This is a genomic window from Methanosphaera sp. BMS, from assembly GCF_003268005.1.
Classification (GTDB): Archaea; Methanobacteriota; Methanobacteria; order Methanobacteriales; family Methanobacteriaceae; genus Methanosphaera.
This window is the reverse complement of sequence record NZ_CP014213.1, coordinates 54,563-72,405: the sequence shown is the minus strand read 5'-3', so window position 1 is coordinate 72,405 and position 17,843 is coordinate 54,563. Positions and strand designations below refer to the sequence as shown.

The following is a 17,843-nucleotide window of genomic DNA, read 5'->3' as shown; positions in this document are numbered from 1 at the left end:
GATATAATTCCTCAATGAACTGGAATTTTGACTTATTTTGCTTGAAGCGATAATATTTGATTAATTTCCAGTTAAAAGGAGTATGTTCAATAACCAAGGTAGTATGATACTGTTAAACAAAATAAAGTTGGCTACTTATTTTATCGTAAACAATAGGAATATAAACTGTTCGTTTTATAAAATCCATATATTACACTATGAAAAAAATACTTTTTAAGGGTAAATATGAATGGAAATAAAATAAAAAAAATCCTGCTAAATAGAGAATTATATCCACAAGGATAAAAACTATATAAAAAGGATTCATTAGCTAAATTCAGATAGATACTTGTTGTTACACAATTCAAGAACTAAATGCTTTAAAAATAACCTGCTAAAATATCAGTAAAGAAAAATGACTGATGAAGAACTATCCTTATGGTATAATGGATATCAATACAATCCAATATCAAAAGAATGGATTCAAGTAAATAATCATTATGTATATGATGAAGGAAATGATTAATCTTCATCTTCTATCTTTTTTTAATAATTAATTACTACTATTTTTCATATTATTTAAAACATTCATATAGGGGGTTTTGGTGATTATGTTAAACATATATTGTTCAATCAACGTAAAACCATTCAGAATAATATTGATACTCATTTAAACTATGTTAAAAATGGTGTTGACAGTTATCGTAAACAGAGTTTTTCAGAACAGAGAATCAATATCAATCATAATGTGTTTAAAAGAATAAGCATTAATTATCTGAGAAATATTGGTTATATAAATTTTCAAAAGAATAATGAGTTCTTTAGAACGTTTTATGGATTTCGTTTATTTGCTGGTGATGGATCTCGTTTTGAATTACCAAATAAAAAGTTAACCTTGAAAGAATTTGGATTTCCAGAAAATTATAATAGAGTACCACAAGTTATTTTCTCAGGAGTTGTTGATGTTCTAAATGATTTCATAATTGATGGTTTAATCGGAAGAAGAGGCGTAGGCGAACATACATTGATTCATAAAAATATTGAAAACTGTAGAAGACTGATAATTCCTGAAGAATCCATCTTTATATTTGATAGAGGACATAATTCCATAGAATTAATGGTTAGAATAATAGAAATGCATAGTTTTTTCGTTATTAGACTAAAAAAAGACACATACACCTGTGAACGTGAAGGTATGACTTTTGATGATGAAATAGTTCAGATAGGCTTAGATAAAATAAGACGAAAAAAATTCAAAAGTAATCATTTTAAAAATAAAATGAGAGTTGTTAATGCATTGAATTTAAGAATCGTGAACATAGAACTAGAAACTGGTGAAATAGAATCACTTATAACAAATTTACCACAAGAAACAATGAGTAAAGAACAATTAAAAGAAATATATAATGCCAGAGGGGGAATAGAATGCACATACAAAACACTCAAACAAAGACTACAAATACAAAACTACACAGCACAAACAGAAATTGGAATACAACAAGACATATACGCCACATTTCTACTATATAACATATATTGCTATTCCAAAATATACTTAAACCTAATAATTAACAAAAATATGAGAAAAAAAGGAAAAAACGATCACTACGAAGTAAATCAATCCAACCTTATCAGCAGATTAAAAATAGATTTATTCGAAACAATATTGGATCCATCAAAAGTAAAAACTTCATCAACAACCTAATAAAAAAATGCATACCCGCACCAAACAAAGTTAAAAAGCCCCGTCAATATGAAAGAAAGAAAATAACACCCAACAGATACGTACAAACACAATACAAACCAACATTTTAAAGAAAGAGAATAATAATAAAACGGAGAAAAAAGAATTTCATTTAAAAAATCTTAACCTGGCGACATTGATATTATTTTAATAATTTCATGATTTTCAAAAAGATTTATATAGTAGTAAAACAATAAATTATATTATTAATATCATGATTAATTATGATAATTAGGAGAAATTTATTATGGCAAAATTAGAAGGAAAAGTAGCAATTGTAACCGGAGCAACATCCGGAATGGGACGAGCATCAGCAAAACTATTTGCACAAGAAGGAGCAAAAGTAGTGGTAACAGGTAGAAATGAAGAAAGAGCAAAAGCAGTAGTTGATGACATTAAAGCCGAAGGAAATGAAGCAATATATGTAATTGCAGACATGTCCAATTTAGATGACGTTAAAAAAATATTCGATGTTACAATGGAAGAATACGGAACAGTAGACGTACTATTCAACAATGCAGGTATGTTAAGCATGAGTCCATTAATGGATTTAAGCATTGAAGAATGGAACAAAATATTTAACGTAAACGTCACATCAAGTTTAGTATTAACACAATTAGTAGCACCAGTAATGAAAGAAAAAGGTAAAGGAACAATAGTAAACACATGTTCTGTAGCATCATTCGGTGCTCACCACGGATTTGCAGCATATGTAGATTCCAAACATGCAATGGCCGGTTTAACAAAATCCATAGCATGGGAATTAGGACCTGAAATCAGATGTAACGGTATAGCACCAGGACTTATACACACCGCAATGGTAGACAGTATCGGTGGACCAGCAGCACTTCAACAAATGATAGATCAATGTCCTGTAAAAAGATGCGGAGAACCTGAAGATATTGCAGCAGTAGCACTATTTTTAGCAAGTGATGACTCAGCATTCCTGGACGGACAAATCATCAAAGTAGACGGTGGATTTGAAATATAAATCCCCTTTAATTTCCCACAATTTATTTTTTTTAAAAAAAAATTCACATCCAAATCACCACCCCATTATACAAAAATATAATATTCAACCACAACTGATTCTTAAATTAAAAGTTTATATCCCAACAGCCATTTTTGATAAAAAAGAACATGAAAAAGACAATCACCACCATATAACAAAAATATTATCCAATTGACAAAAGAATAGTTAAATTTTTAAAGTTATACAAACTAAAATATTAATAATTAATAACAGTTAGTTTTATAATAATAAAAGTCAACACATGGGAGTACAAAGATGAAATGGGAAGAAGTTTCTAAACAAGAGGTTTTACAATCATTAGAAACTAGTATCAACGGTCTATCACAAAATGAAGCCATTAGCAGAAATAAGGAATATGGATCAAACACCCTGATAGAACAGGAAAAAGAATCCCAACTCAAGGAATTCCTATCCCAATTCACTGAGCCACTTATGATATTGCTGATAATAGCGGGAATAGTTGCATTTCTGATAAATGACCTCATAGATTCACTGGTAATATTCTTCGTTGTCATATTGAATGCCATAATAGGATACAGACAGGAAAGAAAAGCCGAAAATGCAATGGAAAACCTTAAATCAATGACAACAAATACAACAATAGCATTAAGAGACAACAAGAAAATCAGAATTAATACAGAAGACGTAACAATTGGAGATATTATCCTTATAGAGGAAGGAGACAATATACCTGCGGATTTAAGAATCATCGACAGTTATGATTTGAAGATAAATGAATCCTCATTAACCGGTGAATCACTACCCGTACATAAGTATGATGATGTATGTACGGACAACTCACACAACAACATTGCATTCATGGATACATCCGTGACAAGCGGCAGAGCAAAAGGTGTCGTAACTGCCATTGGAATGGATACGGAAATTGGTAAAATTGCCACGTTAATACAGGATGACAAAGAGGATACTCCACTGCAGATAAAGATTGACAAACTGGGTAAAACCTTAAGTCTGTTGGGAATAGTAATATGTGTAGTGATATTTGTACTTGAATTGATTCAGGGAATACCTGCCGCAAATACATTCATGACAGCAGTAAGCTTAGCGGTAGCTGCCATACCGGAGGGTCTGCCCGCGGTTCTGACTTTGACTTTGGCGTTGGGTATGCAGAAGATGGCAAAAAACAAGGCTATCGTTAGAAAATTGCTGGCAGTTGAAACCCTTGGTTCATGTAATGTCATATGTACCGATAAGACAGGAACCTTAACCATGAACAAGCAAACCGTTACTGAAAGCTATATCAAAGACAGTGACATGACCTTCAAGATAGGATACCTGTGTAACAATGCAAAGATTGATGAAAAATCTCGTGAACACATAGGAGATCCCACAGACATTGCAATACTTGATTACACAATAAACAATTCAACACAGGATTATAATTCAGAGCGAATTCATGAATATCCATTAGACAGTATCAGAAAACGGATGAGTACAATCAACATCATAGATAACGAGAAATTTATCCTGGTTAAGGGGGCTCCGGAGTTACTTATTGACTTATGCACCTATAAAAGTGAAGAGGGTAAAATATCCGAACTCAAAAAACAGGACAAAGAAGATATTAAGGAAAAACTAGGAGTTTATACCGATAATGCACTTAGGGTTATACTTTTTGCATATAAAAAGTTGGATGATGAATGCCCCGATGATGTTAGGTTACTGGAGTCAGAGCTGATATTTACCGGTTTGATGGCCATGATGGATCCACCACGACCGGAAGTGTCAAAATCCATAGCAACATGTAAAAATGCGGGAATAACAGTCAAGATGATTACGGGTGATCATAAAAATACTGCAAGCAGCATAGCCCAACTTGTAGGCATTGACAATGCGGAGGATGTTTTAACTGGAGATATGATAAGTGACATGACGGATAGCCAGTTAATTGAAGCCGTTCAAAAATACAATGTCTATGCAAGGGTATTTCCGGAACAGAAACTGAGAATAGTCAAGGCACTCAAGCAATCGGATGAAATCGTTGCCATGACCGGTGATGGTGTCAATGATGCACCGGCACTTACCAATGCGAATATTGGAATATCCATGGGGTCCGGTACCGATGTGGCAAAAAACTCCAGCGATATGATACTGGAAAACAATGACTTTTCAACGATTATCTATGCAATAAAGGAAGGAAGAACCATATATTCAAATATAAAACGGTTTATTAAGTTTCAGTTATCAACAAATATTGCGGCAATATTGACGATATTATTCTCGTCCCTGCTGTATATACCTCTGCCGTTTAATCCTGTGCAGCTATTATGGATAAACATTATAATGGATGGTCCGCCGGCCCAGTCTCTTGGTGTTGAGCCATCAGACAAGAACATCATGAATGTCGGCCCTACAAAAGATAATCTGCTTAGTAATGAAAACCTGATACACATAACATTAATCGGTCTTGTGATGATGTGTGGAACGCTGGGCGTGTACATCTATGAATTAAATAATGGAAGTAGTTATCTGGTTGCAAGCAGCATAGCCTTCAGTGTATTTGTTGTTTATCAGTTGTTCAATGTATTTAACTGTAAAAGTAACAGCAACAAAACCAATAAAACACTGTACATATCCGTTATCCTGTCATTTATCCTGCAGTTGTGTGCAATATATGTTCCACAATTACAGACCATATTTAAAACGACAGCCATAAATCCTACCAGCTGGATTTACATAATATTGGTGGGTCTGCTAATATTTGTGGCAGAACGGGTAATAAGGGCATTTGAAAGGAAGTTCTTAAACATTTAAATGTTCCTATTCATTTTTATCTTTTTTTAATCAATATCCATTATATTATTTCTTATTTTTAACAAAAACTTTTAAGTATACATAAATCATAGTTATTAAATAATAACTTTAGGAATGTTGACAAATGAGGGAAAATAATTTAATCATCATATGTTTTACAGTTTTCATATGCGTGTTACTGATAGCGGGTACTTTTATAATCATCAATACAGACAATGACAATTATAATAATCCGGGCATTATTGATAAGATTTTAGGCCATACAAATCAAAACGGCAACGATGCCAATCAGAATTCTGCATCCGGTGGTAATTCCAATCCAATTGAGAAGATTAATTGGGCCACTTTCTATGCGGATGGAAATCCAAATACCGGTGAACAGGTAACCGTTAATGTTGGTAGTCAACATGCCGGAAAGACGTTGTCATTGTCCATGGATTATTATAGGGATGGTGTTACATTAATCAACGAGCCTGCAAAAAGCTATACCGTCAATGGTGAAGGTAATGTTTATATACCTGATACCGCTTCAATGGCCAGATATCCGGATAAATGTGTTATAACAGTTACATGTGATGGACAAACAATAACCGCAACCGGTTATCTTGAAAAACGTAAAGGTAGTCAAACCGTATATTTTGACTAAAAAGGAAGCTGATGTTGGATATATTTTCAATACTTATTTTGAATATCCAACATTTACTTTTCCCATTGATTATGAAAGAAGTTTGAAACTATTTTTTAATTCATCTAACCTATTACTATTTTTTAATCCAGTAAACGATTATATGTGATCTTATGTGAAAATAGATTGGATGTTTAAATGTTTTTAAAAATTTAATCATGATTCGTAAAAAGCAGTGTCGGAAATTATTAAAAAAATGAGTATTTGTAAACGACATCTATATTGACACTTTGTAAATAACTTCAATAGGATATAACTAAGCAAATTCTTAAAAATCAAGCATATAATAATAACAGACATACCCATAAGTACTATTTTAATAAATCATAAAATGAATTTAAATAGAAGAAAGTATCAAAATACAAACACGTCCTTCCAATCCGATTATTACTTTTTCATTTGTTTTTCATGCATTTGTAATATAAAGCATATAATTATTAATACAAGAAGACATATCTTTAAACAACGATACAAAGCAGGACGAAATAGTTATGGAAAAATATCTGATAAGCTGTGAAATCTACAATTGGAAAAAATCCTATGCTATATTTTCAATGAAGAATATTTTATATGTCTACTAAATAGGCTTAAACTGATAAATGAATATGACGAAAATGATTTGATAGCTATAAAAACATTGAATAATCCAGATTTTAAAAATGAACTTTTAAAGAATGAAAACAACTATTACCTCTTGAGGGAATTTGAGGACCCAGACAACAAGAAAATACTGATTTCAAATATCAAATGCTTTAGAAATCCCACACTGATAAGTTACGAATACGAACACTACAAGTCCCTATTCTAGAACGAACAATGATTTTTTAAAAAGGTTGAATGAATAATGAGTTTATCATCGAATTTGAGAAAATACCTGACAGATCACGGTGCAACCAAGGTAGGATATGCAGACATTTCTGACGTTACGATAATGCCCGAATTAAAATCGGGAGTTGTATTCTACATTACATATCCACAGGACATTCTAAGAGGAATGGCAAATGCTCCTACCGAAGAATATGTATTGAAATTAGTGAACCTCAACACGAAATTGGATGAATTGGGAATGCTTTGTGAGGAGTATTTAATTGAAAGAGGATATAAGGCTTATGCACAGACCAAGAAAAGATTGGGAAAAGATTTCGGTGAATTCAATTCATCTGAACTGCCCCATAAAACTTTTGCTACAAAATCAGGGCTGGGCTGGATTGGAAAATCGGCACTTCTTACGACAAAGGAGTATGGATCTGCACTACGATTGACGTCCGTAATGACCGATGCTCCACTGGAATATGGAAATCCAATACTTGAATCCAATTGTGCAAACTGTAACCAATGCAAAAATGCATGCAAGGCTGGTGCAATTAGCGGTATCGAATGGAATTATAGATTGAAAAGAAACGAATTCTATAATGATAAGAAATGCGAGGAATATGCCCTTAAGATATCAGAAATTAACCTGGGAAAAGCTGATACAGTATGTGGAAAATGCATTTATGCCTGTCCGTACACTCAAAGATATATGAACAGTAAATAGTAGTGTTAATTATTATTTTGAAACACAGCCAAAAAAAGGATTAATATAGGAAAGTATATAAAATATCTGCATTTATCATCCCATTAAAAACATTACATCCTAAACTCCAATATTATTTTTACGCTTCTTGAGAAATATTGTCATAATTACAATCATTGCAATGACGGATATCCCAGTAGCAATCGTTGAACTATAAAAATCAATTGAATAGATATGTAAACATTAAAAACTAAAGAAGTTATACTAGTATTAGAAAAATAACATAGGATTACAAATAAAATTGAATATTAAGAAGAATTAGAGATTAACTAATAAAAAAAGAATAGTATGGATTGAATCATCCATACTTATGTTTTAACAACTGTTAATTTTGCATTTTGTTCTGCACGTTCATAGGTAGTACTGGTAAATACACAAGTGATGGTATACTCATTAGCTTTTAAATTGGATAACGTGTAATTTACATTAGCCACACCATCTACCACTTCTGCATATATTACCTTACCGTTTTCATCCTTAACTGTTTTACCATTGATTTTAAAGATAACTTTTCCAGTATCAACATTTTGACCATTGACTGTTACATTTGCCGATAATGTTATTGTCTGATTGTTTGAAGCTGTAACGTCAGCTACTGATAATTGCACATTACCCTTAGATATTGTCAAGTTAACCTTTTCACTTTTTATTGATTCAAGCTGTGATGATCCTGAGTAAGTTGCTTCTATTACAGTATTGTTATCCCATGATTCAGGTACTGTGAAATTTTCTATGATTGCCAGACCGTTAACTACTTTTGCATAGATTACCTTACCATTTGTATCTTTAAGTGTTTTGCCGTTTACTTTGAATACGACTTTACCCTTGTTGATGCTAGATGCCAATACGTCACCATAGTAGATACCTGCTTGAATACTTGTAGTTTCGCCTAAGCTAAATTCGATTGTATCTATCTTAAGTGTTGGTTCTATTGGGTTTGACACAAGAAGTATTGTACCCATTGTAAAGAGGTTATCATTTACACTTGCTAGTTCTACGAGGTTATCTCCTTCGTTAAGGTTTGTTATTTTTGATTCGACTATGCTGAGTTTTGATATTGAATCATAGTTTTCTGCAAGACATCCATATTCTTCACCGTTGAATATGATTTTGCTGCCGTTTGCCTTATCAGCTGCTGCCGATATTGTGTATAATACAGCTTCTCCAGATTCAACGTTTTCATAGTTGGCATATGCTATAGTATAGTCATTTGTTGTTAATCCACTTGATTCAGGGTTTAATAAATCTGATCCCTCATTAATCATGATTGTAGTCATGTCGATATTGTTGGCATATATTATTACTAATATACCACCATAGAGGATGTTGGAATTGTTTTCCAGTGCAGTTGGAACAATCTCATTAGACTGGCCTGCAAGGAATTGAGCCGTGATGTTGAATACGACAACTCCACTTGGATAGTTGTATGTACCGAATCCTTTGGCATCACTGTAGTTAGCGATGATAGGTGATTCAACACCGTTTACCATCAACGTGAAGTTAAGGTATTTGTCCCAGTTGTATCCCTGGTAGTATAATACATCAACTATTTTATCACTTTCTAGATTTGATGCATCGTATACTGCTTTTGAAGTAACATTCCAGTTGTAATAATCGAATTGTTCGAGTATTAACGTGTTTTGACCAGTATATACACGTTTGGTTGTGAAGTTTTCACCATTCGTGAATGATTTACCCCTGTAACCGTTGTAGAAAGCGTTAAGTACTCCCTCATATAATGTCTGGGTCGTATCCTCACTTACGAAGTCTACTTTTACTGATTTTTCACCTGTAGAACTTGGGTTATATGTCACGTCAATGGTAGTTTCACCAGCAAAGTCTTCGAGTGGAACGTTTGTGCTTTCACCATCAACAACAACATTCAATGTTCCTGAAGTAGCTTTTCCATCATTGGATAAACTTACTGTAATGGTGTTATCTGTTTCTACTAGCAAATCTCCTTTTGATGCAGTTACATCTACAGCATTTACTACGACATTGGTAGGTTTTTCATAGGTTACTACCAATATTGATGATAATACGTACACGGATGAGTCTTGGATACAATTTACTGATACAACATTGTCTTCTGCAAGGTTGTCTATTATGTCATATGTTCCAATGGCGACTTGGCTACTTGAGTTGTAGTATGTTCCTAAGTTACCATAATCCTGTGAATTTATTATTACTCTGTTGTTATCACTACTAGCAGCATTGTTAGCTGCAACAACCACATACGCACTGGATACTTCATCCAAGTCGATACCATTGTGGTTAGCATATGTTATTGCCGTAGCAGCAGTACCACCATAACTGGAACTGGATCCGGCACTAAGTGCATCCTCATCCTCGGCAATACTGATAACTGTACGGTTGGTATTGTTAGCATATATTGCCACAATGTATCCACCATAGATGTAAGCCGTTCCACTATCACGAACCGGAGTTACCGTAAACGTGTTTACATCATTATAATTAAGTACACCTGTAATGTTATAAACGTTCAATCCGTATGGGTAGTTGTATGAACCGAATCCTTTCTGATCTTCATATTGGGCAAGAATTGGTACATTATTGTCGTTAATTGTAAGAGTTACACTTGCGTTTAGTCCGTTCCATGTTCCCCATGGCTGGTAGTATAAAACGTCAACCACTTTATCCTGATCAACTAGACCATTAGCACCAGCATCAAAGGTAAATGTTGCTGGACTATTGGATTTATAACTGAAGAAGTGACCAAATACATTTAAAGTATTGTTTCCATCATATGTAGGACGAACAGTCATATTCGTACCGTTACTGAATGACTTACCCATATAACCACTAGCAAATACATTGACACTGCCAGTATAAGCGGTTACGGTCGTACCATTCAAGTAGTCAATTACAACTGTGACATCTTTATCACCACTAGAAGTGAAATATTCTTCAAATACCACATTTTGTGGTGTGCTTCCGATATTGGTGACTGTTTTTGTCTGGCTTTCATCACCGACAGTTAATGTAACATTAGCTTCAGCACATTCAGCTCCATCATTGCTTATAGTAACTGTTACGTTTGTATCGTTGTAAGCTAGAACAGTGTCCTGAGTCATGGTGAAAGTAACGCTGTCAACTGTAATATCAGCTGCTTCAGGTGCAGGTGCTTCATAGGTTACTACCAATATTGATGATAATACATATACAGATGTATCACTAATACAATTTACTGATACAACATTGTTTTCTGCAAGGTTGTCTGTAATGTCATATGTACCAATGGCAACCTGACTATCATAATTATAATAAGTACCTAAATTACCATAATCCTGTGTGTTGACTATTACTCTGTTGTTATCACTACCCGCAGCATTGTTTGCTGCAACAACCACATACGCACTGGATACTTCATCCAAATCAATGCCGTTGTGGTTAGCATATGTTATTGCCGTAGCAGCAGTACCACCATAACTGGAACTGGTACCTGCACTAAGTGCATCTTGATCTTCAGCTATGCTGATAACTGTACGATTAGTGTTGTTTGCATAGATTGCCACGATGTATCCACCATAGATGTAAGCTGTTCCACTGTCACGTACAGGAGTTACCGTGAAAGTGTTTACATCATTATAGTTAAGTACACCAGTAATGTTATAAACATTTAATCCATATGGGAAATCCCATGAACCAAATCCTTTCTGATCAGAATAACTGGAAAGAATACTGACATTATTACCGTTTAAGTTCAAGTCCACGTGAGCATTTTGACCACTCCATGTTCCCCATGGCTGGTAATATAAAACGTCAACCACTTTATCCTGATCAACTAGACCATTAGCACCAGCATCAAAGGTAAATGTTGCTGGACTATTGGATTTATAACTGAAGAAGTGACCAAATACATTTAATGTATTGTTTCCATCATATGTAGGACGAACAGTCATATTCGTACCGTTACTGAATGACTTACCAATATAACCACTAGCAACAACATTGACAGTACCTGTGTATGCGTTTACAGTTGTGCCGTTCAAGTAGTCAATTACAACATTAACATCTTTTTCGCCTTTAGCGGTGAAGTATTCTTCAAATACCACATTTTGTGGCGTGCTTCCAATGTTAGTGACTGTTTTTGTCTGGCTTTCATCACCTATTGTTAAGGTAACGGTAGCTTCAGGATATTCCGGTCCTTTATTGCTTATGATAACTGTTACGTTCGTATCATTATAGGCAAGTACTGTATCTTGTGTCTTGGTGAAAGTAACGCTGTCAACTGTAATGTTGGTTGGTAGGTATGTTGTTAATTCCAGTGTTGCTGCCATTGTCTTGAGTGATGGACCGGTTACGGTGTTTTTCAATTGCATATTTGATGAAGATGAGTATATGTCTGTTACGTTCCATGATTCGATTCCAAAGTATCCTGATGGACTTTGTGTGTATGTTAATTGGTTGTTGTTGAATGTGGTTGATGGGTTTGCACTTGATGCTATGGATTGTGTTAGGTTGATGTTGTCTGCCTGATGGTTCTTTGTTGCAAATGTCGTTGAAGTTTCTGTAGCAGTCCATACTGTTCCTAAGTTAATCCAGTAATCAACTGTTTTTCCAGAGTTTAACTGATTATATGGAACGATTAATCCTATACATTTTATAGCTCCATATGATGAGTTGAGTTCTACATTGATTGTGTTTGAGTTGACATAATTTGTTATGTCATAGAATAATACGTAATCAGTATAGACTTTTGTTATATTGTCGTTTATTTTGAATACTTTGCTACTGCTTGATTCACTTTCTAGTCCAATATAATGTTCGTTTTCAAGGACTGTTTCATATTCGCCATCATTGTTTCCGTCTATTGTTAAATTGAATGAATATGTAGGATGTTCTTGGTATGAATCATAGAGTACTGCATATAGTCTTGCAGTTGTTATATTAGAATATGAATCAGCAAACGTAAAGGTCACATCTGACTGATATTTCCTATTTAAACTACTGTCAAATGAAGGGTTTTGTATGGCATTGTGGTATACTCCACCTGTTACAGTACCTGTAGCTTTGGTTGTAAGTGTCTCTGAAGCTACGGTTGTATAATATACTTCTACCTTGACACTTCCTGTATATGCTTCAACTGTCGTACCGTTCAGGTAATCTACCACTACACTCACAGTCTTTGTTCCAGGAGCTTTGAAGTAATAAGTATATACTAAGTTTTGGGTAGCTGCTGGTTCTAGATTTGTAATTGTCTTGTTTTGACTTTCACCATCAATCGTTAGGATAATCTTAGCTTCGTCACATGCTAATGTACCATCATTACCGATAACAACAGTTACATTAGTGTTTGCTTCGGTTATTACCTTATTACTTTTTTTCGTATATGATACACTGTTTACAGTAAGATTGCATCTGTCTTCTTCAGTAGGTGCTGTAACTGTTATGCTTCCGGTATAGGCTGTGAATGATGTGCCGTTTAAGTAATCGACAATTACGCTGACATCCTTTTGTCCTTCGGTTGCGAAAGTGTAATTGTATGATAGACTTTTTGGAGTATTTGACAAGCTAGTAACTGTTTTCGTCTGACTTACACCGTCGACTGTTAAGGTTACATTTGCCCTATCACAATCCCTACCATTATTACTTAGAGTAACGGTTACATTAGTGTTGGTGTTAGTCAATATTCTATCATCAATTTTTGCAAATGTTACACTATCTACAGTTACATTAACTGGTACTTCAGGAACATCACTGAATGTGAATTGATATTCATTATAATTTGTTGCCAATCCACCTAATTCATCATCATAGTAATTTAAGTAAACATAATATGATTTTGCACCAGATACTGGATTTACGTTGGTAAACTTCACAGTTTCAGTTAGTCCATTTGGACATGCTTCTCCTTCCCAACCATTCCAATATGTCTTCAAGGTTGTTTGTCCACCTGAACTATTAGTATACATTAAATATAGTTGCAACTCGGCATGTACTATCTCGTCAAGCCCTATATTATAAGTAACTGTCATGTCAGATCCACTTTGAATCTCATGAGGATAATTTAATGAAAATGACCAGCCATTATCATTATACTGTAATTCTTTCAAGTTCTTATCTTCTTTTTCAACTGTCTTTGTTGATTCTTTCGTTTCGGTTTTTACGTTCGAATCAACATTGGATGTACTTTGTACATCTTCTGCCATGTAATTATCAACATTATTATTGCTGGTTGTTGGAACATCTGTCGTGACTGTTGATTGAGTGTCAATACTTGTATCAGCACTCGTATCAACGCTTGTATCATTTGTATCTGTTGCAGATACGCTTGATATTCCAATAATAGCAATCAATAATATTGAACATAACAAAAATATTTTTGTTTTGTTTCTTAACATATTATAAATTCCTCATAAAGTATTACATACCTATACTATAAAATAAAAAAAATCTTGAAGATACAACCACAAGAAGTAAAAGTCAAGTCAAACTTTTAACTTTATTTTATAATATAACTATGTGAATATATCTTTATCCGAAGTTATTAATAAACTTTTGAAAAAAAGTATTACTTTTTTTGATTTTTAGAGGTGAAAAATAATACAACAAGTAAAAGATAATAATTAAACTTAAATATTAAATCTAAAATACTTTAAAAGAAAATAAATAAAAATTAAACAATATGATAATTCATTATTGAAATAGGAAAAAATCATAATAATACACGTAAAATATCCAAGATATAAAATAAATATAACCCTCATTATAGCAATAAGCATTATTAAGAAATAGAAATCCGATGATAGCATGGAATTTAAACTACCACGTCCTCTACAGGAGTGAGTTTAAAGTTTACATTATACATGAAGTAACTTTCACCAACAACTGTAATTTCAGATACGTTCAAATCATCAGACGATGATGAATCAAATAATCCTGCATATAGTAGATGAAGCAGTCATTAAATCAATTAAGTTAGATAGTATCCCATAATAAAGCAAATAACTACGTTATTCCCAAAAAATAAACTCAATTCACGGATATGATAAAAAAAAATAAAATAAAAAATTTAAATATTTTTACATGGTTACATTTTGAACATATATCGCATCATCCTTTGTACTTCCAAATGCAGAGTCAACAAAGTATACTTCAGCACGTGCTGGTCTAGAACTTGCATCATCTGTCATTGCTGTACCGGACACTTTCATTAACTGATCTTTTTCTGGATCATTAACATTCCATACAAGTGAACTTTTACCAACAACAGCATCATCACTGTCATAGAAGATTACTTGCATTTCAAGGTAGCTGAAATCCTTTTTAGGAGTAACTTCACAGTTGACCTTGTACATGGAATATCCTTCACTGGTAATTGTAATATCAGATACATTCAAATCATTGGATGCTGAAGAATCAAATAATCCTGCGGATACTACTGATGAAGCAGTCATTATACCCAATATGATAAATAATGTAAACAGTACTTTCTTATTTACCATTTTGATTTTCCTCCTTTATTTTTTATACTTAATACTATCATTATTAAAACTTATATAATTAGGTAGTGTCCAAAATACAGTCTGACTTCCTATAAATTTAATATTTTTTCAGTGGGTTGTATTACAAAGACCGATAAGATAAAATCTGTTTTTCCCAAGCATACTCTATAATTCCATCTTGATCTATTAGCCCTCATTCTTCTATCAACCCCTTTATCGGTCCTATAATGTTTCTTTAACTTATTACCACATGTAACATTGAAAAATAATTCGACTAAATTATTTGTACTAGGTATATCATCATTTCCAATGTGTTTAGTTAGTTTATCAAATTTTTTATCTATTTTGTCAAGGGCATCCACTATAGAATCAGGTAATTTACTTTTATCTTCTTTTAGTCTGTTTAATCTATTCTTGGCTGTTTTAAGAGTTTTTGATTTGAATATTAAGGATATCTTATCCATATATTTATTTAGTTCTTTATCTTCCTTATTTAACGTTCGGATTTCTTGATTTAATGTAGATATCTGTCTGTTTTTGGATTGTATTTTTTCATACAATTTACGTTGTTTAGTATCGTTTTTTTGAAATCTACCTCGTTTAGGAATGTATTGATTATTCAATTCTGTTAAATTTTCTTCAATAGTCTTAATCTTCTTTGATTTATTTTTTCTTTTTGTATTGTTTCTATTTATTATCTTATATGGTTTATCTCGCACATTATGGATGGCATGAAAAGTGCATAATGCTTGTTCTATTTCAAATTCTTTACAAATTGATGGATACATTGTATGACCATCAGTAATCATGCATTCTTTTGGTAAATTTGATAAAATCGTATTCCAGTAATTTAAAATAGTATCAGAATCAAATTTATCTTGATTAAGGATCATGGCAGGATATGCATATTTTGTGTTAGCATCAAGCAATTGTAATTTTGCTTTTTTATTTTTGGATACTTTCATAAACTGTTCATCATAATTATAGTTTCCAGATGCTTCTATTTCTTGTCTTTCAACTTCTGCATCAATTTCTTTTTCAACGGCAGTTAATATTTCATCACTAGTTTGATCTTGATGATTATACATGGTAGACTTAGGTATTCTTATTCCAAGAATAGCTTGAAAAATTTCACTCATTTTACGATAGGCTATCTTTTCAATAAATTGAAGTCTAGAACCCAATTGTTTCATATTATTAGTATAATTAGAGCTATCATCAATAAATTTATCTAATTTAGCCCTGTGTTTCTTACCGCATTTTTTATCAGGACACCTATAAACAATCCTATAAACATTATCTAATTTATTGGGATAAAATTCTTCAACAGTACTTTCAACCAATTCCAATCCACAATCAGGACAAATAGGATTTGATTTAAAATACAAAACACCATCAATATCGGAGTTAAAGAATCCTAAAAACGGTATAACATCAGGTGAAACAGTATCTGGTAACATGACCAATAATTTTTCTTCTTCACCGAAAAATTTAACTACTTCAAAATTAATACATATATCTGTAGGGGTTATTTTCGTTAACATAATATTATATAACTCCCTACACATATATAAACTTATTTTATAACTCTAAACTCATTATAACAAATTCATTAAACTGATATAAATTAACGACGACATATATATCAACCATATATTAAAATACTGATAAAAATAAGTCTGTTGATTAAATAATATTTAATATATAATTTAATTGAAGATTAACTAATTGTATAATATTATATTGTATTTTAACATTTATTTAATCAATGAAAAAATAAAACAATTTATTAAATAATGTTATAAGGTTAACAGACATCAAAACTCAGACTGTATTTTGGACACTGCCATATAATTATGCATTATTTTTTAATATAAGTAACAATATGGAATTATTTCTTAAATCAGAGCGATTAAAAATATAGTTTTTTCCATGATTATCTGTTTTATTTCAAAAAGTACCATTTTAATCCGATTGATTTTAATATGGTTGACTATAAATGAATATTTAGAAAAAATAATTGATCGTGTACCTTTTTAGAAAATTGATTATGCATTAAAAAGTACAAAATATTTAAATATTAAAAGAAAATATATTAGTTATGTAAATTAAATAAGAGGTATAATATTGAGAGAAAATATGAAAATTGCCATTATAGCCGCAGTTGTTTTAATATTGCTGGGAATCGTTCTTTTCTCCACAGATACGTTTAAATTATCGGATAACAACACGACAAATGACACAAATAACACCACGGCAAACGATACACAAAACATAAGTAGCAATCAGACAAACTCAACCAACACTACAACACAAACTGCCTCAAACAAAAAGACCCAAACAAAGACAAGCTCACAGAAAACATCAAGTTCCCAATCAGATGTTCATAAATCCTACTTTACAGTAAGTGATAATGAAAAAGGACAATATGAGGGAATGGCTCCTGGAAGATATGTTGAAACATGGACGGAAAAAGATGGACCGATAGGCCTAGATAAAGTTGGTTAAACCAACCTATCTTTCACTTTTCTTTCAAATCCAATTAATCACCAACTATTTTTATATTTCAATAATTTATCAAA

The 17,843-nt window shown here is 32.5% G+C and carries 10 protein-coding genes; 7 read left to right on the top strand and 3 right to left on the bottom strand.

Translation table 11 applies throughout. The features are described from left to right. The first annotated feature begins 604 nt into the window (after positions 1 to 604). The 6 genes from AW729_RS00260 to AW729_RS00230 all read left to right on the top strand — a co-directional run bounded on the left by AW729_RS00260 (position 605) and on the right by AW729_RS00230 (position 7,753). Positions 605 to 1,684, top strand: coding sequence for an IS4 family transposase (locus tag AW729_RS00260; protein WP_162685679.1), 1,080 nt, complete (start codon positions 605 to 607; stop codon positions 1,682 to 1,684). Between the two features lie 286 nt (positions 1,685 to 1,970). Further along, positions 1,971 to 2,714 (top strand): SDR family NAD(P)-dependent oxidoreductase, encoded by a 744-nt coding sequence (locus AW729_RS00255; protein ID WP_112123186.1) that lies wholly within the window; start codon positions 1,971 to 1,973, stop codon positions 2,712 to 2,714. Between the two features lie 297 nt (positions 2,715 to 3,011). Further along, positions 3,012 to 5,531, top strand: a complete 2,520-nt coding sequence (locus AW729_RS00245) for a calcium-translocating P-type ATPase, PMCA-type (protein ID WP_112123184.1) — start codon at positions 3,012 to 3,014, stop codon at positions 5,529 to 5,531. Positions 5,532 to 5,655: 124 nt separating this feature from the next. Then, positions 5,656 to 6,177, top strand: a complete 522-nt coding sequence (locus AW729_RS00240) for a hypothetical protein (protein ID WP_112123183.1) — start codon at positions 5,656 to 5,658, stop codon at positions 6,175 to 6,177. Positions 6,178 to 6,742: 565 nt separating this feature from the next. After that, positions 6,743 to 7,024, top strand: a complete 282-nt coding sequence (locus AW729_RS00235; protein WP_112123182.1) for a hypothetical protein — start codon at positions 6,743 to 6,745, stop codon at positions 7,022 to 7,024. Between the two features lie 36 nt (positions 7,025 to 7,060). After that, positions 7,061 to 7,753: a 4Fe-4S double cluster binding domain-containing protein gene (locus tag AW729_RS00230; RefSeq protein WP_112123181.1), complete on the top strand. Its 693-nt coding sequence runs from the start codon at positions 7,061 to 7,063 to the stop codon at positions 7,751 to 7,753. A 347-nt stretch (positions 7,754 to 8,100) separates the two neighbouring features. On the opposite strand, the gene AW729_RS00225 is transcribed toward AW729_RS00230, so the two are convergent. From AW729_RS00225 to AW729_RS00215, 3 genes are all read right to left on the bottom strand, one after another. Beyond that, the gene (locus tag AW729_RS00225; RefSeq protein WP_112123180.1) at positions 8,101 to 14,157 is read right to left on the bottom strand and encodes a DUF3344 domain-containing protein; all 6,057 of its coding nucleotides are present in this window, start codon (positions 14,155 to 14,157) and stop codon (positions 8,101 to 8,103) included. Positions 14,158 to 14,838: 681 nt separating this feature from the next. Further along, positions 14,839 to 15,261: a hypothetical protein gene (locus AW729_RS00220; RefSeq protein ID WP_112123179.1), complete on the bottom strand. Its 423-nt coding sequence runs from the start codon at positions 15,259 to 15,261 to the stop codon at positions 14,839 to 14,841. An 89-nt stretch (positions 15,262 to 15,350) separates the two neighbouring features. Then, positions 15,351 to 16,805: a transposase gene (locus AW729_RS00215; RefSeq protein ID WP_112123178.1), complete on the bottom strand. Its 1,455-nt coding sequence runs from the start codon at positions 16,803 to 16,805 to the stop codon at positions 15,351 to 15,353. A gap of 595 nt (positions 16,806 to 17,400) precedes the next feature. On the opposite strand from AW729_RS00215, the gene AW729_RS00210 reads away from it, so the two are divergent. Continuing rightward, a complete protein-coding gene (locus AW729_RS00210) occupies positions 17,401 to 17,769 on the top strand; it encodes a hypothetical protein (protein ID WP_112123177.1) in 369 nt (122 codons plus the stop codon). Positions 17,770 to 17,843 lie beyond the last annotated feature (74 nt).

Bases quoted from the DNA above. Each gene is read 5' to 3' on its own strand.
- AW729_RS00255 (WP_112123186.1), top strand. From the start codon at position 1,971: ATGGCAAAATTAGAAGGAAAAGTAGCAATTGTAACCGGAGCAACATCC.
- AW729_RS00245 (WP_112123184.1), top strand. From the start codon at position 3,012: ATGAAATGGGAAGAAGTTTCTAAACAAGAGGTTTTACAATCATTAGAA.
- AW729_RS00240 (WP_112123183.1), top strand. From the start codon at position 5,656: ATGAGGGAAAATAATTTAATCATCATATGTTTTACAGTTTTCATATGC.
- AW729_RS00230 (WP_112123181.1), top strand. From the start codon at position 7,061: ATGAGTTTATCATCGAATTTGAGAAAATACCTGACAGATCACGGTGCA.
- AW729_RS00225 (WP_112123180.1), bottom strand. From the start codon at position 14,157: ATGTTAAGAAACAAAACAAAAATATTTTTGTTATGTTCAATATTATTG.
- AW729_RS00220 (WP_112123179.1), bottom strand. From the start codon at position 15,261: ATGGTAAATAAGAAAGTACTGTTTACATTATTTATCATATTGGGTATA.
- AW729_RS00215 (WP_112123178.1), bottom strand. From the start codon at position 16,805: ATGTTAACGAAAATAACCCCTACAGATATATGTATTAATTTTGAAGTA.
- AW729_RS00210 (WP_112123177.1), top strand. From the start codon at position 17,401: ATGAAAATTGCCATTATAGCCGCAGTTGTTTTAATATTGCTGGGAATC.